General features: G+C 71.9%; 20 protein-coding genes. 9 read left to right on the top strand and 11 right to left on the bottom strand.

Annotated features, from left to right (window positions below):
- Positions 1 to 38 precede the first annotated feature (38 nt).
- Entirely contained in the window at positions 39 to 2,936 is a 2,898-nt protein-coding gene (locus tag ABZ780_RS10020) for a glycoside hydrolase family 9 protein (protein WP_357485550.1), read from the bottom strand.
- A gap of 426 nt (positions 2,937 to 3,362) precedes the next feature.
- Between ABZ780_RS10020 and ABZ780_RS10025 the strand changes: the two genes are divergently transcribed.
- Together ABZ780_RS10025 and ABZ780_RS10030 are read left to right on the top strand one after the other, a co-directional pair.
- Positions 3,363 to 4,928 (top strand): aldehyde dehydrogenase family protein, encoded by a 1,566-nt coding sequence (locus tag ABZ780_RS10025; protein ID WP_357485552.1) that lies wholly within the window; start codon positions 3,363 to 3,365, stop codon positions 4,926 to 4,928.
- A 79-nt stretch (positions 4,929 to 5,007) separates the two neighbouring features.
- Complete coding sequence (locus tag ABZ780_RS10030) at positions 5,008 to 5,406, top strand: VOC family protein (protein WP_357485553.1); 399 nt, start codon at positions 5,008 to 5,010, stop codon at positions 5,404 to 5,406.
- A gap of 12 nt (positions 5,407 to 5,418) precedes the next feature.
- Here ABZ780_RS10030 and ABZ780_RS10035 read toward each other — a convergent pair whose 3' ends face one another.
- Positions 5,419 to 6,489 carry a GNAT family N-acetyltransferase gene (locus ABZ780_RS10035; RefSeq protein WP_357005039.1) on the bottom strand — a complete coding sequence of 357 codons (1,071 nt, stop codon included), beginning with the start codon at positions 6,487 to 6,489 and terminating at the stop codon, positions 5,419 to 5,421.
- 89 nt (positions 6,490 to 6,578) lie between these two features.
- The gene (locus ABZ780_RS10040) at positions 6,579 to 7,280 is read right to left on the bottom strand and encodes an amino acid-binding protein (protein WP_357005036.1); all 702 of its coding nucleotides are present in this window, start codon (positions 7,278 to 7,280) and stop codon (positions 6,579 to 6,581) included.
- A gap of 145 nt (positions 7,281 to 7,425) precedes the next feature.
- Between ABZ780_RS10040 and ABZ780_RS10045 the strand changes: the two genes are divergently transcribed.
- Positions 7,426 to 8,505 (top strand): phosphotransferase family protein, encoded by a 1,080-nt coding sequence (locus ABZ780_RS10045; RefSeq protein ID WP_357485555.1) that lies wholly within the window; start codon positions 7,426 to 7,428, stop codon positions 8,503 to 8,505.
- On the top strand, positions 8,505 to 9,725 hold the full coding sequence (locus ABZ780_RS10050) for an acyl-CoA dehydrogenase family protein (RefSeq protein WP_357485557.1): 1,221 nt from the start codon (positions 8,505 to 8,507) through the stop codon (positions 9,723 to 9,725). Before ABZ780_RS10045 ends, ABZ780_RS10050 begins: the two co-directional genes overlap by 1 nt.
- A gap of 145 nt (positions 9,726 to 9,870) precedes the next feature.
- Here ABZ780_RS10050 and ABZ780_RS10055 read toward each other — a convergent pair whose 3' ends face one another.
- From ABZ780_RS10055 to ABZ780_RS10080, 6 genes are all read right to left on the bottom strand, one after another.
- On the bottom strand, positions 9,871 to 10,917 hold the full coding sequence (locus tag ABZ780_RS10055; protein ID WP_357005027.1) for a LacI family DNA-binding transcriptional regulator: 1,047 nt from the start codon (positions 10,915 to 10,917) through the stop codon (positions 9,871 to 9,873).
- Between the two features lie 82 nt (positions 10,918 to 10,999).
- Positions 11,000 to 12,433 (bottom strand): GH1 family beta-glucosidase, encoded by a 1,434-nt coding sequence (locus tag ABZ780_RS10060; protein WP_357005024.1) that lies wholly within the window; start codon positions 12,431 to 12,433, stop codon positions 11,000 to 11,002.
- The gene (locus tag ABZ780_RS10065; protein ID WP_357005021.1) at positions 12,430 to 13,272 is read right to left on the bottom strand and encodes a carbohydrate ABC transporter permease; all 843 of its coding nucleotides are present in this window, start codon (positions 13,270 to 13,272) and stop codon (positions 12,430 to 12,432) included. The genes ABZ780_RS10060 and ABZ780_RS10065 overlap by 4 nt, the downstream gene beginning before the upstream one ends.
- Before the next feature lie 10 nt (positions 13,273 to 13,282).
- Positions 13,283 to 14,254, bottom strand: a complete 972-nt coding sequence (locus ABZ780_RS10070; protein ID WP_357005018.1) for a sugar ABC transporter permease — start codon at positions 14,252 to 14,254, stop codon at positions 13,283 to 13,285.
- A 109-nt stretch (positions 14,255 to 14,363) separates the two neighbouring features.
- Complete coding sequence (locus ABZ780_RS10075; RefSeq protein ID WP_357005015.1) at positions 14,364 to 15,653, bottom strand: extracellular solute-binding protein; 1,290 nt, start codon at positions 15,651 to 15,653, stop codon at positions 14,364 to 14,366.
- A gap of 262 nt (positions 15,654 to 15,915) precedes the next feature.
- Positions 15,916 to 16,461, bottom strand: a complete 546-nt coding sequence (locus ABZ780_RS10080; RefSeq protein WP_357005012.1) for a plasmid pRiA4b ORF-3 family protein — start codon at positions 16,459 to 16,461, stop codon at positions 15,916 to 15,918.
- Between the two features lie 150 nt (positions 16,462 to 16,611).
- Between ABZ780_RS10080 and ABZ780_RS10085 the strand changes: the two genes are divergently transcribed.
- On the top strand, positions 16,612 to 17,358 hold the full coding sequence (locus tag ABZ780_RS10085; protein WP_357005009.1) for a pyrimidine reductase family protein: 747 nt from the start codon (positions 16,612 to 16,614) through the stop codon (positions 17,356 to 17,358).
- Between the two features lie 83 nt (positions 17,359 to 17,441).
- Here the strand turns inward: ABZ780_RS10085 and ABZ780_RS10090 are convergent, their stop codons facing one another.
- Positions 17,442 to 18,185, bottom strand: coding sequence for a hypothetical protein (locus ABZ780_RS10090; RefSeq protein ID WP_357005006.1), 744 nt, complete (start codon positions 18,183 to 18,185; stop codon positions 17,442 to 17,444).
- A complete protein-coding gene (locus ABZ780_RS10095) occupies positions 18,178 to 18,696 on the bottom strand; it encodes a SigE family RNA polymerase sigma factor (RefSeq protein ID WP_357005003.1) in 519 nt (172 codons plus the stop codon). The genes ABZ780_RS10090 and ABZ780_RS10095 overlap by 8 nt, the downstream gene beginning before the upstream one ends.
- A gap of 246 nt (positions 18,697 to 18,942) precedes the next feature.
- On the opposite strand from ABZ780_RS10095, the gene ABZ780_RS10100 reads away from it, so the two are divergent.
- The 4 genes from ABZ780_RS10100 to ABZ780_RS10115 are packed head-to-tail and all read left to right on the top strand — an operon-like array spanning position 18,943 to position 25,350.
- A complete protein-coding gene (locus tag ABZ780_RS10100; protein WP_357004999.1) occupies positions 18,943 to 20,694 on the top strand; it encodes an ATP-binding protein in 1,752 nt (583 codons plus the stop codon).
- A gap of 18 nt (positions 20,695 to 20,712) precedes the next feature.
- Positions 20,713 to 21,861, top strand: a complete 1,149-nt coding sequence (locus tag ABZ780_RS10105) for an exonuclease SbcCD subunit D (protein ID WP_357004996.1) — start codon at positions 20,713 to 20,715, stop codon at positions 21,859 to 21,861.
- Complete coding sequence (locus tag ABZ780_RS10110) at positions 21,861 to 24,335, top strand: SMC family ATPase (protein WP_357004992.1); 2,475 nt, start codon at positions 21,861 to 21,863, stop codon at positions 24,333 to 24,335. The genes ABZ780_RS10105 and ABZ780_RS10110 overlap by 1 nt, the downstream gene beginning before the upstream one ends.
- Before the next feature lie 55 nt (positions 24,336 to 24,390).
- Positions 24,391 to 25,350: a hypothetical protein gene (locus tag ABZ780_RS10115; RefSeq protein ID WP_357485558.1), complete on the top strand. Its 960-nt coding sequence runs from the start codon at positions 24,391 to 24,393 to the stop codon at positions 25,348 to 25,350.
- Positions 25,351 to 25,357: the final 7 nt, after the last annotated feature.

The following is a 25,357-nucleotide window of genomic DNA, read 5'->3' on the forward strand; positions in this document are numbered from 1 at the left end:
ACCGTTCGCGCGAACGGTAACTGTCCAAGATCTTCAGCTCAGGCGATCGTGCAGGGGGTGTTGTTGAGGGTGAAGGCCGTCGGTTTCGGGTTGCTGCCGTTGTGGTTGCCGTTGAAGCCGAAGCTCACCGACGCTCCGGGGGCGAGCGTGCCGTTGTAAGAGAGGTTCGTCGCGGTGACCGCCGCTCCGCTCTGGCTGACCGTCGCCGACCAGCCCTGGCTGACGGTCTGCCCACCGGGGAAGCTGAACCGCAGCGTCCAGCCGTTGATCGCGGTGGTGCCGGTGTTCGTGATCGACACCGTGGCGGTGAAGCCGGTGTTCCAGTCGTTGGTGGCGTACCCCACGGTGCAGGTGCCGCCGACCGGCGGGGGCGCGGTGGTCACCGCGACCGGCGCGGACGCCGCGGAGGTGTTGCCGGCCGCATCGACGGCCACCACGTAGAACTGGTACGCCGTCGAGGCGGTCAGGCCGGTCACCGCCGCCGTGGTGCCGGTCGGTGAGCCGACCAGCGTGTCGGTGGCGCCGGCCTCGCGGTAGACCCGGTACCCGGTGACGCCCACGTTGTCGGTCGACGCCGCCCACGTCAGGGTGAGCCCGGTGGCGGTGACCGCCGAGGCGACCGGGGTGCCGGGCGCGGTGGGCGCGGTGGTGTCCGGTGCCGGTCCGGCCGGCGTGGCGACGCTGACGGCGGCCGACGACGCGGACCGGTTGCCGGCGCCGTCGAGGGCCCGCACGGTGAACTGGTACGTCCGCTCCGGCAGCAGCCCGGTCACCGCGAGCGTGTTCGTGGTGGCGGTATGCAGCACCAGCGCGTCGCTGCCCGTCTGCGACTGGGTGATCTCGTAGCCGGCCAGGCCGCTGCCGCCCGTGTCGGTGGACGCGGCCCAGGTCAGCGTGAGCCCGCTCGACGTGACGGCGGACGCGACGGGCGTGCCGGGCACGCTCGGCGCGGTCGTGTCCGGTACGACAGGTCCCGGCTCGTCGCCCCACACCCGGGTGGTGCCGGAGTAGAGCGGCACCTTCCGGTTCGGCCCGGCGGTGGTCTGGTACGACGGGTCGTTGGTCGGGTCCCAGGTGCCGCCCTCGGGCACGCCGATCTTGAACTGGACCTCCATCCGGTGCTGGGACTGCCCGGCCGGTGCGATGGTGTGCCCGGTGCAGTCCACCTCGACGTACCAGATGTCGCCGCTGAACTGCTTTGCGGTGGTCGGCGACGGGCAGCCCTGCGTGTAGCCGGCGGTGACCTGCACCGGACCGGTGCCGTCGGGCCGGAAGTAGTACCGGAACTTCCCGTCGGTGAGCGCGCGGGCCGGGAACGCCGACTTGTTGTAGACCATCACCTTGAGGCCGGTGGCGCGGGGCTCGGCCTGCATGACAGTGGTCTCCACGGTCAGCTGGTCGATGTCCGGCGTCTCGGCGACCGGGAAGTTGGCCAGGGGTGTGCCGCCGTACTCGGAGGTCAGCCGGACCAGCGCGGACGTGAAGCCGGCGTTGTAGTCGGTGGCCACCTCGTTCATCACGTAGTCCGACCGGCTGTCGCTGTACGCGTCGTTGGGCGAGGACGGGCCGCCGACCAGCGCGCCGTAGAGGGTGTGCCGGGTCTCGACGGGCACGGTCTGGCTGTCCCACCAGGAGCCGTGCGCGGTGCGGTGGTGCGGGTTGCGCGGTGAGTTGGCGCCGAACCCGATGACGTAACTGGAGCTGCGCGGGTTGTCGCCGAGCGCGTAGTTGATCTGCCGGACGGCGAAGTCGTGGTAGCGCGCCTTGCGGGTGGTGTCGGTGGTCTTGTCGCTGTAGACGAGCGCGGCGAAGGACGTGTTGGCGGCGTAGCGCAGCGCGCCCCAGGAGTCGAGCACGGCCATCCCGCCCGGCGAGTACGGCACGCGCTGGCCGTTCACCCCGACGGTCCAGTAGTCCAGCCAGCGGTTGGCGTCGTCGACGTACTTCTGCTTGCCGGTCAGGTTGGCCAGCAGCACGTACGCGCCGAACTGCTTGTTGTCCCAGGCGATTGTCCACTTGTAGGAGCGGGTGGTGGTCTGGTTCTCGGTGCCGAGCTTGTCGTACTCACTCTCGGCCTTGGCCAGGTAGCTGGCCTCGCCGGTGGCCCGGTGCAGCCAGATCGCGGCCCAGACCAGCTCGTCCTGCCAGCCGCTCCACGAGCGGTAGAAGCTTGTCGCGTCGGTGATGCACTCGTGGTAGGACTTCCGCACCGTGTCGGCGAAGGTGTAGAGCTGCCGGGCGTGCGTGAGCAGCCGGTCGGCGTAGGTCGCGTCGGTGGGCCGGAACACCATCGAGGAGGCGGCCATCGCGGCCGCCGTCTCCCCCGCCAGGTCCGCGCCGCCACAGCTCGCATCGATTTTGTACGCCGGCCGTGCCATCTGCATCACCTCGGCCGGGCCCCACCACTTGTGGTCGTCGTCGCCCTTGCCGACCTGCCCGTAGAGGACGTTGGCCGACGGATGTGCCTTGATGAAGTAGTCGTTGACGAAGCGCAGGTTGTTGAGCAGGTGCGGCAGTTGCCCGGAGGCGGTGTAGCCGCTGCGGTACTCCACCGCGCCCCAGGCGAGCATCGTGGCGCTGAACGCCATCGGGAAGCCGAACTTGACGTGGTCGCCGGCGTCGTACCAGCCGCCGGTGAGGTCAAGCCCAGCGTCGGCGCCGTCGGTGAGCGCGCTGTCGCCGCGCCAGGAGACCCGGTTCCAGTCCGGCAGCCGACCCGACTGCTGTGCCTCGTAGAAGAGCAGCGACTTCTGCAACGCCTCGGCGTAGTTGAACGCCGGCGCGGCGGACGCCGGCCCGGACGGTGGCGCGGCGACCGCGAGGGACAGCCCGGTGAGCAGGGCGACACCGGCGGCCAGCAACCGCCGGGGCCAGGGCTGGTCGGCGACCGCCGACCGGCCGGGGTGGCCGGTGGACGGCCGGGTCAGGTGGCGCATGGCAGCTCCTGTCGGAGGCGCCGCCGGTGGTCGCACCAACGCGGGACGGCGTGGGGGCGGCACGGCCACCGGCGACAGCGGGGTTGCGGTGTGACCACGGGACACTCGTGGAAGCGCTCCCATGGATAAGCGACAATGTAATGCGCGCATCGTCGGTTGGGAAGCCGGCCCGAATTTCGTACTCACGGGTAATCGGAGGCAGTCACCCTGGGCTATCTCACACTATCGACGCAACTCGATTGATGGTTGAACATACCCGCAGCTCCGGAGCCATCCGTCCACCTCGATGACACCGACGGGCGTGCGCGCCGGCCTCCTACCAGACAAACGTACTGTTGCTGACCCGCTACCCGGCGCGAGACAGTACCGATCATCAGCGGTGCCGTCGACGCCGCCGCTCCCCGGCCAAACCCTGAGGAGAACGCGATGGCACTACGACTCGCCGAGGGCACCGCCTGGTCCGACGTCCTCGCCCAGGCGGTGGCCGCCACTCCGGAGGCGTTCGGCGCCGACGTGGACGGCGTCACCACACTGCGCAACCTGATTGAAGGCGACTGGCGGGCGGTCGGCCAACCCGCCCCGGTCCGCACCCCGGTGGACAACACCGTCATCATCAACCTGCCCCGGCTCGACGCCGACAGCGCCCGGGCCGCCGTCGCGCACGCCGCGGGCGCCCACCGGGCCTGGGCGGCGACCCCCCTGGCCGACCGCAAGGCACGCGTCGCCGATGCGCTGGAGGCCCTCACCGCACACCGCGACCTGCTCGCCCTCCTGCTGGTCTGGGAGATCGGCAAGCCGTGGCGGCTGGCCTGCGCCGACGTCGACCGGGCACTCGACGGCGTCCGCTGGTACGCGGGCGAGATCGACCGGATGCTCGCCGACGGCCGCGAGCCGCTGCCCGGCCCGGTCAGCAACATCGCCTCGTGGAACTACCCGATGAGCGTCCTGGTGCACGCCGAGTTGGTGCAGCTGCTGGCCGGCAACGCCGTCATCGCCAAGACCCCGTCCCAGGGCGGCGCGGTCTGCCTGACCGTCGCGCACGCGCTGATGCGCCGGGCCGGGCTGCCCGCCACCCTCGTCTCCGGCGGCGGCGAGGAGCTGTCCGAAGTGCTGGTCCGCGCACCCGAGATCGGCGCGGTGGCGTTCGTCGGCGGGCGCTCCAACGGTGGCAAGGTGGCCGCCGCGCTGCTCGACAGCGACAAGCGGCACTTCATCGAGCAGGAGGGCCTCAACGCCTGGGGCATCTGGAACTTCTCCCAGTGGGACCTGCTCGCCACGCACCTCAAGAAGGGCTTCGAGTACGGCAAGCAGCGCTGCACCGCGTACCCCCGCTTCGTGGTCCAGCGCGACCTGGTCGACGAGTTCCTCGACATGTACCTGCCGGTGGTGCGCTCGGTCCGCTTCGGGCATCCCCTCGCGGTCGAGGAGACCTGGGCCGCCGGTGACCCGCTGCCCGAGCTGGACTTCGGGCCGCTGATCAGCGCCGCCAAGGCCGACGAGCTGCACCGCAAGGTCGAGGAGGCGGTACGCGGCGGGGCGGTGCCGCTGCACCGGGGCAAGCTGACCGGCGCGCCGTTCCTGCCCGGTCAGGACACCTCCGCGTACGTCGCGCCGTCGGTGCTGCTCGCCCCGCCCGGCCGGTCCCGGCTGATGCACGCCGAACCGTTCGGGCCGGTCGACACGATCGTCGTGGTCGACACCACCGACGAGCTGCTGGCCGCGATGAACGCCTCCAACGGCGCGCTTGTCGCGTCGCTGGCCTGCGACGACACCGACGAGGCCGGCAAGCTCGCCGTGGACCTCCAGGCGTTCAAGGTGGGCATCAACAAGCCGCGCTCGCGAGGCGACCGGGACGAGCCGTTCGGCGGGCGGGGCGCCTCGTGGAAGGGCGCGTTCGTCGGTGGCGACCTGCTGGTGCAGGCGGTCACCGTGGGCGGCGACAGCCGGCTCTACGGCAACTTCCCCGACTACAACAGCTACCCCGCCACCTGATCGAGGCGTGCGGGAAGGGCCCTCTGTTGGCACGGCAGGGGGCCCTCTCGACGTCGTACCGGCGGCGTACCGTCGAGTGATGGTGATGATCGCGCAGCTCTCGCTGGGAGTGTCCGATGCGGAGCGGGCCGGAGCTTTCTGGGCCGCCGCCCTCGGCTACCGCCGCCGCCCGCCCCGCCACCCCGGCGACGAGTGGATCGTGCTGGAGCCGCCGCCCGGGACACCCGGCGCGCCCATCGCGATGGACCTCAGCGAGAGCCCGGTCGAGGAGTTCCCCCGCGTCCACCTCGACCTGGACGCCGGTGAGCGCAGCCTCGACGAGGAGGTCGAGCGGCTGCTCGCCCTCGGTGCCCAGCCGGTCGACTGGCGGCACTACCCGACGGACCCACTGCCGACGGAGCCGCCGTACGTGGTGCTCGCCGACCCGGAGGGCAACCGGTTCTGCGTCTCGGGCCGCCGAGAACCGCCCCGGCCTTGACCAGGGCTCCTGCTACGCCCCAGGCGTCAGGAAGGTGCCCGTCCTCTGCACCGGCACGGCGAGTGGCACGGTGAGGGTGACCAGCGCGCCGTCGCGCTCGACCGTGCTGGACCGGCCCAGTCGGTGCAGCGTCCGCAGCATCGGGGTGTTCTCGGCCTGGATGTGCAGCACCAGCGCCGCGTACCCGGCCCGGTCGGCGTGCTGCACCAGCCGACGCAGCAGCGCCGAACCGAGCCCTCGCCGCTGCCAGTCGTCACGCACCAGCAGGGCCACCTCGGCCTCGTCGCCCTCGCCGAGCAGGTTGGCCATCGCGACCACCGAGTCCGCCGCACCGTCGGAGGCCGCGCTCGTGGCGACCAGTGTCACCCCCCGACTCGGCTCCAACAGTCGGCGCAGCCGGGCCGGTTGGGGCAGCGACGCCCCGCCCAGGTAGCGCCGCTGCCGGCTCCGCGGGGAACAGCCCTCGTGCAGCTCCAGCACACCCGACAGGTCATCCGCGGTCGCTGGGCGGACGGCCACCTCGGCCCCGTCCGGCAGGACCAGGGTGACCTGTTCGGCGGCCCGGCGCGCCACGGTGGCGGCCAACTCGACCAGCGCCTGCGCGCGGGCGTACTCCGCCGGTGTGAAGGCGGGCGCGGCCCGCCGCAGCGCGAACGAGCCGCCCGCCGGATCGGCCAGCAGCATGCCCGCGCCGGTGATCCCCCGGTCGATCCCGGCCGACGCCGGCCGCCAACTGACCGAGTCGGCCCCGAGCAGGGTCCGCAGCGCCTCGCCCGTCGCGTCCGGGTCACGGACCAGCCGGGTGGCCAGCCCGAGCACCCGGGTGGGCTGATCTGCCAGGCCACGCGCCTCGCTGCGCGCCACCCAGCAGTCCCGGCCCCGACCCCGCTCGACGGCGGCGATCAGCCCTGCCTCGTCGAGCGTGTCCGGGGCATCGACCAAGAAATCGTCCACCGCACCGTGTTCGGTGGGTTGGACCTGCACAGTGAGGATGTTGACCCCACGCAGCGCCAGGCTCGCCGTGAGAACCGACAGGTAACCCGGCCGGTCGTCCACGGTGGCTCGGATCCGCCACAACGTCATGGTTGGCTCCCTTCCCCACCTCAGAGCCTCGTCCCCGGCTGTTGCCGCCCGATTGCCCGGCGGTGTCAGGCCCGGAAAACCCCGGCCGGTCAGGGGCCGGCGACCACCGGCGGCGCGCCGACCAGATCCAGCCGGTCGCCGAGGATCACCGCGCTGGCCCGGACCAACTGGGTGAGCCGGTCGACCTCCGTGCTGTGGAAGTTGGCGGCGCAGAGCGTGTCGTTGTACTCCCGGGCCACCACCAGCACCAGGCCGGCCCGGCCGAACGGGGTGATCGCGTGGTGGGTGCCGTCGGGCGTGGTCACCGACCGGCCGCGCAGCGGGGTCACCTCCGGCAACCGCGGCGGTACGGGTGCACGCCAGCTCGCGTGGCCCACCGTGGCGCCGCCGCCACCGGTCCGCGAGGCCCAGTCCACCGGCACCACGGCGGCTACCGCCCAGTCGGCCGCCAGCAGCCCCGGCACCGCATCGACCAGGGTCGCGACACCATCCGCCGGGTTGGCCGCGACCTGTGCCAGCAGCTCCGCGTCCTGGCCGGTGGTGGTGGGCGCGCCGATCGCCCGCCACACACCGTCCACCCGTACGCCGGGGATCGCCGCGAGGCCGGCCAGCAGCCGCTCGACGCGAGCCGCGCCCGGCCAGACCACCGTGAAGTCGTCCACCGCGCGCCCGCCGAGCCGTTCGAGGACCACCACCTGGACGATGTCCGCCCCGGAGACGCCCAACGTGCGGGCGACCTGGCCGAGGGTGCCCGGACGGTCCGGCAGGGTGACCCGAACTCGCAGCAACATGTCTGTCCCTCCGCTCGGCGGGCCGGCGACGGCCGGCAGGCTGGTCACAGCCTGGTCGTTGACCATTTCGTCCCTGTTGCAGAGGCATGTCCCGAGGGGAAAATCTGACCTTGACAAGGTGAGCGGGCTGCCATGAACTAGTCGGATGAGTGATCCGGCCGTCGATGCGTTGCGGCCGGAGGCCGTCCCAGCCTCACCCACGGGGCTGGCCCTGGACCGACTCGCCAGCTATCTGGCCGAGCACCGACCCGAGTTGGCCGTCGGGCCGCTGCGCGCCCACCTGATCGCGGGCGGCAAGTCGAACCTCACCTACCTGCTGCACCTCGGCGACCGCGAGGTTGTCCTGCGCCGCCCGCCGCTGGGCCACGTGCTGGCGACCGCGCACGACATGGGCCGCGAGTTCCGGGTCATCTCGGCGCTGGCGTCGACCGAGGTGCCGGTGCCGGGCGCGCTGCTGCTCTGCACCGACCCGGAGGTGATCGGCGCGCCCTTCTACCTCATGGAGCGGGTGCCCGGCGAGGTGTTCCGCACCCGCGCGCAGACCGACCCGCTGGGCGACGAGCGACGCCGGGCACTGGCCATGGCGATGATGGACACCCTCGCCGCCCTGCACACCGTCGAGCCCGCGGCGGTCGGGCTGAGCGACTTCGGCCGCCCGGAGGGTTACCTGGCCCGGCAGGTCCGCCGCTGGGCCGGGCAACTCGACCGCTCCCGCAGCCGCGACCTGCCCGGCATCGACGAGCTGCGTGACCTGCTCGCGGCGACCGCGCCGGAGGGCGCGAACGCCGGTCGGATCGTGCACGGCGACTACCGGCTGGACAACCTCCTCGCCACGGCCGACCCGGTGGCCGTGCACGCGGTGCTCGACTGGGAGATGGCCACCCTCGGCGACCCCCTCGCCGACCTGGGGCTGCTGCTGACGTACTGGGATGTGCTGGGCGGCAGCGACGAGACCGAGGGCAACCCGGTCGCCGACGGGCTCGGCCCGCACGCCGGCTTCCCCACCGGCGCCGAGCTGATCGACAGGTACGCCGGGCGCAGCGACGTCGACGTCGGGCCGCTGCACTGGCACGTGGCACTGGGCTGTTTCAAGCTCGCGGTCATCTGCGAGGGCATCCACTACCGCCACACGCTCGGGCAGACGCTCGGCGAGGGCTTCGACCGGATCGGCGACATGGTGGCACCGCTGGTCGCGCACGGGCTGACCGCCGCCAGGGAGCGGTGATGGACTTCGCCTACGACACCCGGACCGAGGAGCTGCGCGACGAGCTGACCCGGTTCCTGACCGAGCACGTCTACCCGGCCGAGTCCGTGCACGCCGAGCAGGCGGCCGCCGGTGACCCGTGGTCGCGTACCCCGGTGCTGGCCGAACTGAAGGCGGAGGCCCGCAAGCGCGGCCTGTGGAACCTGTTCCTGCCCGACCCGCGCTACGGCGCCGGCCTGACCAACCTCCAGTACGCGCCGCTCGCCGAGCTGACCGGGCGCAGCCCGCACCTGGCACCGGAGGCGGTCAACTGCGCCGCACCGGACACCGGCAACATGGAGTTGCTCACCGAGTTCGGCTCGGACGCGCAGCGGGAGCGCTGGCTCATGCCGCTGTTGGAGGGTGAGATCCGCTCCGCGTTCTGCATGACCGAACCGGACGTCGCGTCCTCCGACGCCACCAACATCGCCACCCGGATCACCCGGGACGGCGACGAGTACGTGATCAACGGGCGCAAGTGGTGGTCGTCCGGCGCGATGGACCCGCGCTGCGAGATCTTCATCGTGATGGGCAAGACCGACCCCGCAGCCGACCGGCACCGCCAGCAGAGCATGGTGCTCGTCCCCCGGGACACCCCCGGCGTGACGGTGCGCCGGGGCATGACCGTCTTCGGCTACACCGACGGCTCACACGGCGGGCACGCCGAGATCGACTTCACCGACGTACGGGTGCCGGCGGAGAACCTCATCGGCGCCGAGGGCACCGGCTTCGCCATCGCCCAGGCCCGGCTCGGCCCGGGCCGCATCCACCACTGCATGCGGCTGATCGGCATGGCCGAACGGGCTCTGGAGCTGCTCTGCCGCCGCGCCAACGAGCGGATCGCGTTCGGCCGGCCCCTCGCCGAGCAGGGCGTCGTCCGGGAGTGGATCGCCGAGTCGCGGGTCCGCATCGAGCAGGCCCGCCTGCTGGTGCTCAAGACGGCCTGGCTGATGGACACCGTCGGCAACAAGGGCGCGCACACCGAGATCCAGGCCATCAAGATCGGCACGCCAGCGATGGCGGAGTGGGTGATCGACAAGGCCATCCAGGGGTACGGCGGCGCCGGCGTCAGCCAGGACACCCCACTGGCCGCCCTCTGGGCGCAGTCCCGCACGCTGCGCCTGGCCGACGGCCCCGACGAGGTCCACCGCAACTCCCTGGCCAAACGCGAACTCCGCCGCTGGACCCCCACCCCCGCCTAAACCCCCACCCCCGCCCCGCACCGCCCCAGGGCCCCGCCCGTTGATCATGAAGTTATTGCCACTCGCATCGGCGAGCCGCAGCAATAACTTCATGATCAACGGGGGGCGCCCTGGGGTGGGGGCCGGGGTGGGGTGGGGGTGGGGATTAGGCGGAGGAGCGGTGGATCAACTGGGTGTCCAGGAGGATGTGCGGGGCGGGGATGTCCTCGCCGCGGATGCGGGCGACCAGCAGGCGGGCCATCTGCCGACCCATCTCCTCCACCGGCTGGAAGACCGTGGACAGCGGCGGGTCGGCCTGCCGCGCGATCGGCGCGTCGTCGAAGCCGATCACCGCGACGTCCTCGGGGACCCGCCGGCCGAACTCCCGCAGGGTACGCAGCGCGCCGAACGCCATCAGGTCGGACGCGACGAAGACCGCGTCCAGGTCGGGGCAGGCGCCCAGCAGCCGGCGCATGCCGATCGCGCCGCTCTCCTCGCTGAAGTCGCCGTACGCGATCAGGTCGGGGTTGACGCCGGCTCCGGTGGCCTTGACGGCCTCGGTGTAGCCGGCCAACCGGGCCAGGCCCGCCCCCATGTCCTGCGGGCCGGCGATGGTGGCGATTCGTCGTCGCCCCTGGCCGGTCAGGTACTCCACCGCCTGCCGAGCGCCGCCAACGTTGTCCACGTCGACGAACCAGGCCGGCTGGGCGCCGGGTTGCAGCATCCGGGCTGGCCGGCCGCCCAGCACGGCGGGCAGGCCCCGATCCTCCAGCAGGGTCGGCAGCGGGTCGGAGTCGTGCAACGACAGCAGCAGTACGCCGTCGACGTGCTGGTTGGTCAGGTGGTGCTCGACGCGCTCGCGCTCCACCGGCGACTGGGCCATCGCCAGCCAGAGCTGCATGGGTGTCTCCAGCAGCCCGGAGCTGATCCCCCGCACGATGCCGGCGAAGAACGGCTCGGTGAAGACCCGCTCGCCGGATTCGGAAACCACCAGCGCGACGGAGTCGGTGCGCTGGGTGACCAGCGCGCGGGCCGCCCTGTTCGGCACGTACCCCAGCTCGGCGATGGCCTGTTGGACCGCGGCCCGGGCCTCCGGGCTGACCTGGGGCGAGCCGTTGACCACGCGGGAGACCGTGCCGCGACCCACGCCGGCGCGCGCCGCGACCGCGTCGAGGGTCGGGCGCCCGAGCGACCGGGTGCGCTGCGTTGTCATCGTCTGCTCCTCCGACGGCGGGCGGACCCGGCGCCACCTGAGTGGGGTGGACACCAGGACCGCCCTGATGGCTGGCCCGAGCCTATTGTGCGGCCAGACCGTTGCGTCGGATCACCTCGGCGTACCACCTGGCGCTGGACTTGGGGATGCGGACCTGGCTGTCGTAGTCGACGTGGATCATGCCGAACCGCTTGGTGTAACCCCAGGCCCACTCGAAATTATCCATGAGCGACCAGGCGAAGTAGCCCCGCAGGGGAACGCCCGCCTCGATCGCCGCGTGTGAGGCGCGCAGGTGGGCGTCGAAGTACGCGAGCCGGTCGACGTCGTCGACCTCCCCGTCGACCACCGTGTCGACGAAGGCGGAGCCGTTCTCGGTGACGTAGAGGGGTAGGTCGGTGTACTCCTCGTGGACCCGGCGCAGCGTCTCCAGCAGGCCCGGGGCGTCGATCTCCCAGTTCATGTCGGTGACCGGGAAGCCCCGGGTGACGAACCGGACGTCCTCGCTGCCGGGCCAGCACGACGGCGCCCGCCAGTACTTCTCCGGCTGCTCGCCCTCGATCGGCGCGGCCACCACGTGCCGGCTGTAGTAGTTGACGCCGACCACGTCCAGCGGGCTGGAGATGGTCGCCAGGTCACCGTCGTGGACGTGCCCGAAGTCGGTCACGCCGGCCAGGTCGGCCACCAGGTCCTCCGGGTACGCCCCCTTGAGCAGCGGGTCGAGGAAGAACCGGTTGGCCAGCCCGTCGATGCGCCGGGCGGCGTCCACGTCGCCCGGCGCGTCGCTGGCCGGGTCGACCGGGTAGAGGTTGACCGTGACGCCCAGCTCGGCGGTCGGGCGGGCGGCCCGCAACGCCTGCACGGCCAGCCCGTGACCGAGCATCAGGTGGTGCCCGGCGCGGACCGCGTCCGCGCCGTCGGTGCGGCCCGGCGCGTGCACACCGGAGCCGTAGCCGAGAAACGCGGAGCACCACGGCTCGTTGAGGGTGGTCCAGTACCGCACCCGGTCGCCGAGGGCGTCGGCTACAAGCGTGGCGTAGTCGGCGAACCGGGCCGCGGTGTCCCGGGCCGGCCAGCCCCCGGCGTCCTCCAGCGGCTGCGGCAGATCCCAGTGGTAGAGGGTCAGCCACGGCTCGATGCCGTTGGCCAGCAGGTTGTCCACCAGTCGCCGGTAGAAGTCGAGGCCGGCGGCGTTGGCCGGACCGGACCCGCCGGGCTGCACACGCGGCCAGGAGACGGAGAACCGGTACGACTTCAGCCCCAGCTCGGCCATCAGCGCCACGTCGGGGTCCAGCCGGTGGTAGTGGTCGCAGGCCACGTCGCCGGTGTGCCCGTTGACCGTCCGGCCCGGGGTGTGGCTGAAGGTGTCCCAGATCGACGGGCCTCGACCGTCCTCGGTCGCCGCGCCCTCGATCTGGTACGCCGCGGTGGCGGCGCCCCACAGGAAGCCGGGCGGGAAGGTCAGCGACGGACGCTCGGCGAGTGCACCGGAGGCCGGCGGGCGGGAGGGGTTGCTCACGATTTGACGGCACCTTCCATGATCCCGCCGATGATCTGGCGGCCAAACACGAGAAAGACGATCACCAGGGGGATGGTGCCGATCGCCGTGGCGGCGAACACCTGGGAATAGTCGGTGTAGTAGGCGTACGAGAGGAAGGAGAGCGAGACCTGCAGGGTCGGGTTCTCCGGAGAGAGGATGGCGTACGGCCAGAGGAACGAGTTCCAGGTCTCCATGAAGGTCAGCAGACCGAGGACGCCGGCGGCGGGGCGCAGCGCGGGCAGCACGATGCTCCAGTAGATCCGGAACGTGCTCGCACCGTCGACGCGACCGGCCTCGATGAGCTCGTCGGAGATCGCCTGGCTGGCGTACTGCCGCATCATGAACACGCCGAACGCGCTGACCAGGAACGGCACGGTGACCGCGTAGAGGGTGTCGTACCAGCCCAGGTCCTGCATCATGCCCCAGAGCGGGATGAGGCCCATCTGGGTCGGGATCATCATGGTGACGATGATCGCCAGCAGGAGGGCATTGCTGCCCTTGAACCGCAGCTTGGCGAAGGCGAACCCGGCCAGCGAACCGGTGAGCACCACCGACACGGTGACCACCGAGGAGACGATGATCGAGTTCATCATGCCGGTGAGGAAGTTGGCGGCGTCGTTGTCGAGCACCCGCCCGAAGTTGTCACCGAACGCCCCGCCGGGGGTCAGCGGCGGCGGCACGTCGTTGATGTTGTCCAGGCTGCGAGTGCCGATCACCACCATGTAGTAGAACGGGTAGATCGACAGCAGCGCCGCCAGGACGAGCGCCATGTAGGTCAGCGGGCTGGTGCGCCACAGGCGCTGGGAAGCCGAGATCATCGATCTCTCCTCACTTCGCCGAGCGGCGGACGAGTAGGAAGTTGAACAGCGACACCACGACGATGATCATGAAGATCGCCCAGGCGACCGCGGCTCCGTAGCCGGCGGTGTTCAGGTTCACGATGCCCATCTCGTACATGTACATGGCCAGCGTCTGGAACTCCCGCTGGTTGCCGCCGATGATGTTGCCGTTGCCGAAGAGCAGGGGCTCCGTGAAGAGCTGCATGCCGCCGATCGTGGACAGGATGACCACGAAGATGAAGGTGGGCTTGAGCATGGGCAGGGTGATCTGCCAGAACTGCCGCCACGGGCTGGCGCCGTCGATCGCCGCAGCCTCGTAGAGGTCCTTCGGGATCGCCTGCATGCCGGCGAGCAGGATCAGGGTGTTGTACCCGGTCCACCGCCAGTTGACCATGGAGGAGATGGCGGTCCAGGAACTCCACCGCTGCCCGTCCCAGTCGACCGGGTCGACACCGACGAAGCTGAGCAGCCAGTTGAACAGGCCGAACTCCCGCTGGAACAGCATCCCGAAGACGATCGCGACAGCGGCCACGGACACCACGTTCGGCATGAAGATGGCCATCCGGAAGAAGGTCTTGGCGCGCAGGAGGGTCCGGTTGAGCAGGTTCGCCAGGAAGAGGGCGAGCAGCAGCTGCGGGATGGTCGACAGGGCGAAGATGCCGAACGTGTTGACCAGCGCGTTCCAGAAGTACTCGTCGGACATCAGCCGGGTGTAGTTGTCGAAGCCGATGAACGAGTGATCGCCGATCATGTCCCAGTCGTGCAGAGACATCCAGGCGGTACGCAGCATCGGGTACAACCCGAACGCGCCGAAGATCAGAAAGAACGGGGCGATGTAAAGGTACGGCGAGTACTTGACATCGAGACGGTTGAGTAACCTTCCCCGGCGAAGTCGGGAAGGGACTTCGGGAGAAGGCGGTGCTGCTGGCGACGGCGGTGCCGTCGTGGCCGACAGGCTCATGCGAATTTCCTTTTCCGGCGAGGCCCGGGGGCCCTCGCGCAGGGCGCTACGCGGAGGGGACCGGCCGGTGGCGTCCGGGAAGCCCCGAACGCCACCGGCAGGGAATCACTCAGAAGGCACCCTGAGTCTTTGCGTCCTTCGTGAACTGCTCCCAGGCCTTCGCCTTGTCGGCCTGCCCGTTCTCGAACGCCCGCAGAGCCGGCTCGAGCGCGTTCTCCTTCACCGCCTGGTGCTTCGGGCCCAGGTGGATCGGCTGGATCTTGGCGACGCTCTCCCCGAAGATCTTGCCGGTCGGCGCGTTGCTGAAGTACTCGTTGGTGTAGCCGAGGAACGCCGGGTCCTTCAGCGCCTCCAGGTTGGTGGGCAGCGGGCCCTTGGCCTTGAAGGCCTCGACCTGGCCCTTCGCGTTGGTCAGGTACTCGGCGAGCTTCGCCGCCTCCTTCGGGTACTTGCTCTGCGCCGGAACCGCGAGCCACGAGCCGCCCCAGTTACCGCCGCCGCCCGGCACGGACGCGACATCCCACTTGCCCTTGTTGGCCGGACCCGAGTTTTCCGACACGATGCCGAGCATCCAGGACGGGCAGAAGGTGGCCGCGAAGGTGCCCTGCTTGAAGCCACCCGACCACTCCGGCGACCAGGTGGACGCCTTGGCGGAGATGTCCACCATCGAGGTGGCGGTGTCCCAGGCGTTCTTCACCGCGGGGCTGGTGTCCGCGATGACGTTGTCTTCCTTGTCGTAGAACAGGTCACCGTTGCCCTGGAAGAGCACACCGTTGGAGACGGCGGTGATCGAGTCGATGAACGCCTTGCCGCCGCTGCCCTGCTTGTACTTCAGACCGGCGTCGTGGAAGCCCTTCCAGTCCGGCCAGAGCGCCGACACCTGGTCGCGCTCGGTGGGCAGGCCAGCCGCCTGGAACAGGTCCTTGCGGTAGCAGACGGCGAGGCTGCCGACGTCGGTCGGCAGGCCGATCAGCCGGCCGTCCGGCGCCTTGCCCAGCTCCCACTTCCAGGGCAGGTATTCCTTCGAGTGGTCGGCGACCAGCGGGGTGAGGTCTTCCCAGTTGCGCGCGTTGGGCTTGAACTCGTTGAGGATGCCCTCTTCCAGGGCGGTGACGTCCGCCGCGCCCTTGCCGGTGGCCAGGTAGCGGACCAGCTTCGGCCGGTACTCACCGAGCTGCGCGGTCTTGCGCAGCTCGACCTTGATGCCGGTGTCCTTCTCGTACTGCTTGACGAGCTCGTCGTAGCCCATCTCGCCGAAGGTGTCGACGACCAGCTTGGCCGGCTTCTCGCCGGCCGCCGGCTTGTCGTCGTCCTTGCCGCATGCCGTAAGACCGCCGACGGCGGTGATCGCGGCCAGGGCAGCGACCGCCAGGCGGGTACGCCGCGTGGTGAGGCGCATCTGTAACCCCTCTTTCGGTGGTGAGGCTTGTCAGTCGGGTGTGGTGGGGGTGCCGTGGCGCATCCCGGTGGGCACCACCACGGGTGGCACCCGGCGCGCGGCGGGTGACCCGCACCACTCCGGGAGCGCTCCCATGAGATTGCCGGGGTGGTACGGGGGTGTCAATAGACCGTTGGGAGCGTTCCCAGATCGTTACCGCCCTGTTTCGGACGGGCACCGGGAGTCGACCGGACAGGCGGTCAGCGGGGCCGCGAGCAGCGGATCAACAGAAGCGGCGCAGCAGCGTGGTGGTGACGGCGGGATCAAAGAACATCGGGTCGAACCCGTCCGCGACCCAGTCGCGCAGCATGACCCGTTCCGGATGGGCCGGATCCGACAGGGCCGCCAGCAACGCGTGGTAGCCCGCCGGGCCACCGATGCCCTCCGGTGGGCAGGCCCACTCGCCGTCCAGGCAGACCGGGTACCGCTCGTCGGGGTCGGCGGTCAGCGCGTCCTCCACGACCAGGTCGTGCTCCCACCAGTCCCCGAAGTCGTACGTGTAGGAGAACCGACTGCCCTTGCCGAGCACCGCGTCCAGCCGTACGTCCAGCTCGTCGTGCAGCGCCAACTCCCCGTCCGGATCGGGCTCGCCGTACTGCACCCCGTCGACCTCGAACGAGTGCAGGTGGCAGTCCCGCCAACCCATCGCGTGCTGCACCACCCGGTGCAGCCGATCGAGCGTGTAGCCGGCGGGGACGAGCACCCGGCGCCACACCGGCGGACGGACGCCGGCGACGGACATCTTCAGCTGGAAGATCTGACGCGGCATGCTGTCCTGTCCTCCCGCGGCTTAGGCTGCGAGCATGATCTGCCGAGCGTGCCGGGCCCGGCGACACGACGACTGCCCGGGCCGGAACTGGTGCGACTGCCAGCACCGTACCGCCCAACCGACCCCTCCGGTCACTGGTCCGGCCGGCGAATGACGGTCGGAATTCCGATTCGACGGCTCTGGCCCGAGCCGTCGACCGCACCGCTCGACGATGCCACGCTGACCGCCCTATACGGCCGCGCTGACCAGCCCCGACTGCGAGTCAACTTCGTCTCCAGCCTGGACGGCGCGGTCACCGTGGACGGCTACTCCGCCGGGCTCTCCGGCGAGCCGGACAAGCGGGTGTTCGGCCTGCTGCGGATGCTCTGCGACGCGCTGGTGGTGGCCGCCGGCACGCTGCGCCACGAGGGCTACCGGGCGGTCCGGCTGAGCGAGACCCGCCGGGCCTGGCGCCGCGACCACGGGCTGGCCACGTACCCGACGCTGGTGGTCGTCTCCAGCTCGCTGGACCTGGACCCTGCGCAGGCTGCCTTCGCCGACGCGCCGGTCCGCCCGATCGTGCTCACCCACGCCGACGCCGAGCCACCGCCCGGCCTGACCGACGTCGCCGACCTGCTGCGCTGCGGCACCGGCCGGGTCGACCTCGCCGCCGGCCTCGCCGAGCTGCACCGACGCGGGCTGACCCAACTGCTCTGCGAGGGCGGCCCGCATCTGCTCGGCGCGCTCACCGCCGCCGACCTGGTGGACGAACTGTGCCTCACCGTCGCGCCACTGCTCGCCGGGCCCGGGCCGGGCCGGATCACCGCCGGCGACACCACCGCGCCCCGGCACCTGCCGCTGCGGCACGTGCTCGCCGCCGACGACGGCGTCCTCATGCTCCGCCACGCCCGTCAGTGAGTCCGATTCTCCGGACGACTGCTGACGTCGACCGCTACCGGTCGGCACGAGCTGAAGCGAGGCGTCGCCCGTAACGGAGGGCTTCAGTCAATGAGCACCGCCCCGGGAGCCCACGGGATCTGGTAGCGCTGGCCGTCCGCGGTGCTCACCCAGACCTGCACCTCTTCGTACGGCTCGGCGGCGACCACCTCGGCCACCGCGCCACGCGGCGCCGAGCCGAGCGGATGCGGCACGCCGTTGGCGACGACCTCGACGGTACGTCCCTGCGGCGCCTGGACCAGGACGTAGAGCCGGCCGCCGGAGCGACGGGCCACGGCAACGCCCAGCCCACTGCCGGTGGATCGGACGGTCGAGCAGACCACGTCACCGTCGACGCAGGCCAGGTCGTACGAGAGGTAGTCGAGCAACCGGCGCGGATCGCCCGCGTCCGGGGCGATCAAGACCTCGGCCGCCTGTCCCCCGGCGGCCCGCTCCTCGGCGCGTGGTTCCCGTCGGATCAACACGAGCGTCTCCGTCCCGACCCGGCCGACCGCGACGACCTGCGCCTGCGTCAACGGTCGACCGTCGGGACCGACGATCCCGACCGGGATGTCGGCAGCTGCGCCCGGCCCGGCGCCCCCGGCTTCGCCGTCCCCACGACCCACCGGCCCCATCTGCGGGAGCAGCAGTGCCCCCACGGCAAACGCCGCCGCCGTGCCGCCCGACAGCAGCAGACGCCGGCGGCGCCGTGCCCGGCTGCCTGCGATGACCCGGCGGGCGAGGTCGGGTGGCAGTTCGACGGTCGCGACAGCGTGGTCGAGCAGGCCGGCCACCTCGTGGTCACGCATGGTTCTCCTTCGCGAGGTCGAGGTCGAGTGGGGTGACACCGGCAGCCTCCAGGCGGGTCCGCAGCCGGCGCAGCCCACGGGATGCCTGGCTCTTCACCGATCCCGTGGAACAGCCAAGTTCGGCAGCCGCCTCCGCCTCGGAGAAGCCGAGCCAGTACCGCAGCACCACCACCGCCCGCATCTGCGGCGGAAGCTCCCGCATCGCCGCCAGCAGCAACTCCCGGTCGTCGACCCGGGCCATCTCGTCCTGCTGTGGCACCGCGTCTGGAAGTCCGGCGACCCGACGTCGGCTCCACGGTGAGCGCCACCGGCTGACGAGTCGGTTGATCATCGCGCGACGCAGGTAAGCCTCCGGCTGCCGCTGCCGGACCGCGCGCCAGCGGGGGTACGCCTGCTCCAGCACCTCCTGCAGCAGGTCCTCGGCGTCCGCCCGCTGCCCGGTGATCAGGACGGCGAAGCGGAGCAGTCGCGGGCCGCTCGTCGCGACGAAGGCGCCGAAGTCGTCATTCATGCGTGCTCCATGTCTACCTAACGCGACCGGCGCCTCCAAGGTTGAGTCCCTGGGGTGCCGGCTGGTGCCCGCGAGTGGGGCTACCCAGGACAGCGCGCACCCCGTGCACCCGGACGAGCACGCTGCGTCAGGCAGCTGGTGGTCAAGCGTGTCGTCCGACGCGTCGCGTGGCGACCTGTCGTACTCCTCGGGCAGGATGCAGGGCATGCGCGCCGACCGTGATGCCCGAGCGACCCGAGTCGCCCGATGACCGACGCCGACCTCGACAGCCCTGGCGAGGCGGTCGGGCGGGTGCTGGGCACCGCCGACGCCACCCCGTTGCAGTTCTGGACGGCCGTGGCACCCGGCAGCTACCTCCAGCTCGACGACGTGGTGGTCACCCGGCGTGAGCTGCCGGACCGGGAGCCGGTCACGATCGCCGGGGTGGTCACCCAGGTCCGCGCCCGGCACGAGGGCGCCCAGTTCGAGTCCGACGTGTTCGCCATCGCCGACGGCACGCTGCCCGCGCAGGTGCAGGAGGCGGCCGAGGTCACCACCACGCGGGTCGATCCGGAGCTGTACGTGCCGCCGACCCCGGGCGCGGTGGTGCACCGGGCCGAGGGCGACGCCCGCGCACGCGCGCTGCACTTCGACCGGATGGAGCGGCGCATCCCGATGGGGATGGGCCGCGACGGGGTGCCGGTCTACCTCAACGCCGACTTCCTCGACGGCAGCCGGGGCGCGCACGTCTCGATCTCCGGCATCTCCGGGGTGGCCACCAAGACCAGCTTCGCCACCTTCCTGCTCTACTCGGTGTTCCGCTCCGGGGTGCTGGGTGGCGACGCGGTCAACGCCAAGGCCCTGATCTTCAACGTCAAGGGTGAGGACCTGCTCTTCCTCGACCACCCCAACAGCCGGCTCGACGAGCCGACCCGCGCGGCGTACGCGAGGCTCGGGCTGAGCGCCGGCGCGTTCCCCGACGTGCGGGTGTACGCGCCGCCCCGGGTCGGTGACGCGGCCGGCACACCGGATGTGAGCAGCCGGCTCACCGGCGTGGACGCCTTCTACTGGACGCTGGACGAGTTCTGCGCCGACCGCCTCCTGCCGTACGTGTTCGCGGACGCCGACGACGAACGCCAGCAGTACACGATGGTGGTGCACTCGGTCACCGCGCACCTGGCCCGCTACGCCCAGCCGGCCGACGGCGGGGTGAGCATCGACGGGGTGCGGCTCGGCTCCTACGGTGATCTGGTCGACCACATCGTCGACCAGCTCAACGACGACGAGACCCGCTCCGACTGGGCGGGTAGCGCGGTCGGCCTGGGCACCGTCAACGCGTTCGCCCGGCGGTTGATCGGCAGTAAGAAGGACCTGGCCCGGCTGATCCGTGGCGACCTGGCCACCCGCCGACCGCACTCGATCAACACCAGCGAGTCGGCGCAGGTCACCGTGGTCGACCTGCACAACCTGCCGGATCGCGCGCAGCGGTTCGTGGTCGGTGTGACGCTCAAGAGCGAGTTCGAGCGCAAGGAGAAGTCGGGCACCGCCAAGCCGCTGCTCTTCGTCGTCCTCGACGAGCTCAACAAGTACGCCCCGCGCGAAGGCTCCTCCCCGATCAAGGAGGTGCTGCTCGACATCGCCGAGCGGGGCCGCTCGCTCGGGGTGATCCTGATCGGCGCCCAGCAGACGGCGAGCGAGGTGGAGCGGCGCATCGTCACCAACTCGGCGATCCGCGTGGTCGGCCGGCTCGACCCGGCCGAGGCGTCCCGCCCGGAGTACGGTTTCCTCCCGCCCGCGCAGCGGCAGCGGGCGTTGCTGGCCAAGCCGGGCACCATGTTCGTCAACCAGCCCGACATCCCGGTGCCGCTCTGCCTGGAGTTCCCGTTCCCGGCGTGGGCGACCCGGGTCTCCGAGGCGGGCCGGGCACCATCGGAGACACTGCGCTCGATCACCCAGTCCGCCGACCCGTTCGCCGTGGTGGGCTCCGGCGGCGGCGCCGACGACGACATCCCGTTCTAGGCAGGGGCCGGCGCAGCTATGAAGATCCTGCACACCTCCGACTGGCACGTGGGGAAGGTCCTCAAGGGGCAGTCCCGGGCCGAGGAGCACAAGGCCGTCCTGGCCGGGGTGATCGACATCGCCCGCGCCGAGCAGCCCGATCTGGTCATCGTCGCCGGTGACCTCTACGACACGGCCGCGCCCACCTCCGAGGCGACCCGCCTGGTCACCCGGGCGTTGACCGCGCTGCGCCGCACCGGCGCGGACGTGGTGGCGATCGGCGGCAACCACGACAACGGCCCCGCGCTGGACGCGCTGCGGCCGTGGGCCGAGGCCGCCGGCATCACGCTGCGCGGTGGGGTGCGGGAAAATCCGGACGAGCACATCATCGACGGCACCACGGCCGGCGGCGAACGGTGGCAGTTGGCCGCGCTGCCGTTCCTGTCCCAGCGGTACGCGATCCGCGCGCTGGAGATGTACGAGCTGACCGCTGCGGAGGCCAACCAGACGTACGCCGACCATCTGGGTCGGGTGCTGGGCCGGCTCACCGAGGGCTTCACCGAACCGGACCGGGTGCACCTGGTCACCGCGCACGTCACGGTGACCGGGGCGGCCGCCGGTGGTGGCGAGCGGGACGCCCACACGGTGCTCGGCTACGCCGTGCCGGCCACCGTCTTCCCGGCCACCGCGCACTACGTGGCGCTGGGTCACCTGCACCGGGCGCAGCGGGTCGCCGGGCCCTGCCCGGTGCGCTACAGCGGCAGTCCGCTCGCGGTCGACTTCGGTGAGCAGGAGAATGTCCCGTCGGTGACGCTAGTCGAGGTGACCGCCACCACCGCCGCCCGGGTCCGGGAGGTGCCGGTGACGGCGGCGAGCGCGCTGCGCACCGTGCGGGGCACGCTGGCCCAACTCGCCGAGATCGAGGCGCCGGACGCGTGGCTGCGCGTGTTCGTACGGGAGCAACCCCGCGCCGGCCTGCGCGAGGAGATCCAGGAGCTGCTCCCCCGGGCACTGGAGATCCGGATCGACCCGGAGTTGCTCGCCTCGCCGGGCAGCGGCGCCCGCATCGCGCAACGCTCGGGGCGCTCGCCCCGCGAGTTGTTCGCCGACTACCTGGACAGCCGGGGGCACGCCGACGAGGGCGTTCGGGAACTCTTCGACGAGCTCTTCGAGGAGGTCGATCACTGATGCGTCCCATGCGGTTGGACATGGCCGGTTTCACGGTCTTCCGGGATGAGACCACCGTCGACTTCACCGACGCCGACTTCTTCGCCCTGATCGGCCCGACCGGCTCGGGCAAGTCCACGGTGCTGGACGCCATCTGCTTCGCCCTGTACGGCATGGTGCCCCGCTGGGGTGGCCCCCGAGGGCTGGCCAACGCGCTCGCGCCGTCGGCGACCGAGGCCCGGGTGCGGCTGGTCTTCGAGTCCGGCGGCGCGCGGTACGTGGCGACCCGGGTGGTCCGCCGGGACGGCCGGGGCAACGTCAAGACCGCGAACGCCGGGTTGCAAATGATGCCGGCCGGTTTCGACGTGACCAAGCTCGACACCGGGTTGAGCCCGGACGATCTCGGTGAGGTGGTGGCCGGCACGCCCGCCGAGATGGAGCAGGCGGTGCTGGAGGCGGTGGGGCTGCCGTACGAGCAGTTCACCAGCTGCGTGGTGCTGCCGCAGGGGCAGTTCGCCGATTTCCTGCACGCCAAGCCGGCGACCCGGCAGCAGATCCTGGTCAACCTGCTCGGCCTCGGCGTCTACGAGGGCGTGCAGAAGAAGGCGACGGCACGGGCCGCGCAGGCGGAGGCCCGCCTGGACGCCGTCGACCAGCTGCTCGCCGGCCTGACGGGTGTGGACGACGAGGCGTTGGCCGAGGCCGACGCGCGGGTCGACCGGATGGTCGAGCTGGCCGGCGCGGTGACCGCTGCCGTTCCGGAGCTGGCGGCGGCCCGGGCGACCGCGCGGGAGGCGGCGGCGGCGTTGACCGCGCTGGACGACGAGCTGACCGTGCTGACCGGCATCAGGGCACCCCGCGGGGTGGCCGAGATCGCCCGAGCCGTGGTCGAGGCACGGGCCGAGGCCGAGGCGGCAGCCACCGGCGTCTCGCTGGCCGAGGAGCGGGAGGAGAAGCTGCGCGGCGAGCTGGCCGGTGCCGGTGACGAGAGCGCGCTGCGACTGCAACTGCGGGCGTACGAGGAGCGGGATGGGGTGACCGGCGAGGCCGAGACGGTCCGCGCGAGGGTGAGCGCCGCGCACGACGAGCACAGCGCTGCGGTGGCCGCGCTGGCCGCCGCCCGCGCCGACGCCGAGCGGGCCGACGCCGAGCTGGAGGCGGCCTTCCGGGCGCACGAGGAGGCGAAGGCCACCGACCTGGCGGTCAGCCTGCGGGTGCACCTGCATCCGGGCGCGCCCTGCCCGGTCTGCGAGCAGCCGGTGACCGAGGTGCCGGCGGTGCCGGTCGACTCGGCGGTGGCCGCCGCCACGGCGGCCGGCAAGGCGGCGCGGGCCGCCACCAAGGCCGCCCAGGCGATGGTGCAGCAGCGGGACGCGGCGGCACGGGACCTGGAGCGGTTGCTGGTGCAGGCCCGTGCCCGGCAGGAGCAGTTGGACGCCCGGCTGGCCGACCTCGACGGGCAGCTCGTCGGCGCGGCGGAGCCGGCCGTGCTGCGCCGGGAGCTGGCCGAGCACGCGCGGCTACGGCGCGCCCTGGAGGAGGCGGCGACGGCCGTACGCGCGGGCCGGGACAGCGCCCGCAAGGCCCGCGCCGGGGTGGACGCCGCCGAGGATCGGTTGCGCGCTGCCTGGCGGGGCTTCGACAGCGCCCGCGACGGGTTGGCGCGGTTCGGCCCGCCCGCCACCGACCGGGACGACGTGGCCGCCGCGTGGACGGCGCTGACCGGTTGGGCGAGCGCCGAGGTGGAGCGCCGCCGCGCCGACCGGGCCGCCCGGGCCGCGGTCGTCGCCGAGGCCGAGGCGGCTGCCGACGTCGTGCAGCAGGGCATCGCCGGCATCTTCGCCGCCGCCGACGTGCCGGTCGCCGACGATCCGGTGCATGCCGCGACGGTGGCGGTGGAGCGGGCCGAGGCCGACCGGCGCCGGCTGGCCGAGCGGCGCGAGCAGGCCGGGACGCTGCGCGAGCAGCGGGCCGAGCACGAGCGGGAGGCGCAGGTGGCACGCGCTCTCGCCGGGCACCTGCGGGCCAACAACTTCGAGCGGTGGCTGCTGGCCGAGGCGTTGGACCTGCTGGTCGACGGCGCGTCGGGGATCCTGCGGGAGTTGTCCTCCGGGCAGTACGAGCTGGTGCACGACAAGGGCGAGTTCTTCGTGGTCGACCAGCACGACGCCGGGCTGCGTCGGGGTGTGCGGACCCTCTCCGGCGGTGAGACGTTCCAGGCGTCGCTGGCGTTGGCGCTGGCGCTCTCCGAGCAGTTGGCCGGCATGTCGACGACCGCGGCGAGTCTGGAGTCGATCGTCCTGGACGAGGGCTTCGGCACCCTGGACGCGGCCACTCTGGACACGGTGGCCGCGACCCTGGAGAGCCTGGCCGCCCGGGGTGACCGGATGGTCGGCGTGGTCACCCACGTCCCGGCCCTGGCCGAGCGGATCCCGGTCCGCTTCGAGGTGCGCAAGGATGCGCGTTCGGCCCGCATCGAACGGACGGGCCGGTGAGCGCGAGGAGCGCAGCGCAGCGGAGCCCCGCAGTCGCGAACGAAAGGCAAGCCCGGTGACCGAGGCCGCGTTCTTCGTCGACTCGTGGGATCCGGCGTACGGTGCGTCGTTCGAGGCGTCCGCGTCGGGGCCGGCGACGCCGAGCAGCGCGCAGGTCGAGGCGGACGTGGAGTTGCCGGCCGTGGACTGGCGGGCGATCGGGGTACGCGCGGACGTGCGGTCGCCGGACGTGGTGTTGTTGGTCGACGGGGTCCGCAGGATCGACGCGAGCATCTGGACGGCCGAGGCCGACGGCGGGTCGTTCCCGGGTGTGGCCGCCTCGTACGCGGCCGGGGTGGTCCGCTGCGACCTGGGTCGGGGGGCGGCGCAGCTGGCCGGTACCCGGGTTGGCAGGGGTCTGTTCACGGCGAGCCCGTCGGCGCAGGACGTGGTGGCGGGGGCGATTCGGTACCCGGTGCACCGGGTGGGCGGCACCGGTGAGCTGGCGAAGCTGCCGGCCGCCGTGCAGGGCCCGTTGACCGCGTTGGAGGTGGCGGTGTCCGACGCCGCCCGGGTCGACGGCGACCTGTTGGTGGTGGACGGCCCGTTGCGCAGCCGCCGGCAGTTGCCGCGCACGCTGGGCTACATCAAGACCCAGCACAGCCAGTACCTCGATGCCCGCTTGACGGCGGTGGTGACCGGCATGGCGTCCGGTGAGCGTTCGCCGGTGTTCCGGCTCGGCACGGCCTGGGGCGGCTGGTCGTGGTATCTGCGGTTGCCGGTGGCGCTCGGCGCTCCGTGGGCGGGCATCGTCCGGGTGGAGTGCTCCGCCGACCTGCCCGTCGAGTCGGCGATCGAGCTGGCCGACCTGTCGCTTGTCACCCTGCCCCGGTTCGCGTCCACCCCGTACAAGGATCCGCGCGCCCCGCAGAACCTGATCCCGATCGCCGGCCTGGAGCGTCGCCTGCGGGCGCTGCTCGGCGATTCCCGGCTGCTGCACCGCGCGTTGAGCGCCGCGGCCCGCGTCGGCCGCTGAGCGGGGG

It is taken from the genome of Micromonospora sp. NPDC047467 (assembly GCF_040643095.1).
Lineage (GTDB): Bacteria > Actinomycetota > Actinomycetes > Mycobacteriales > Micromonosporaceae > Micromonospora.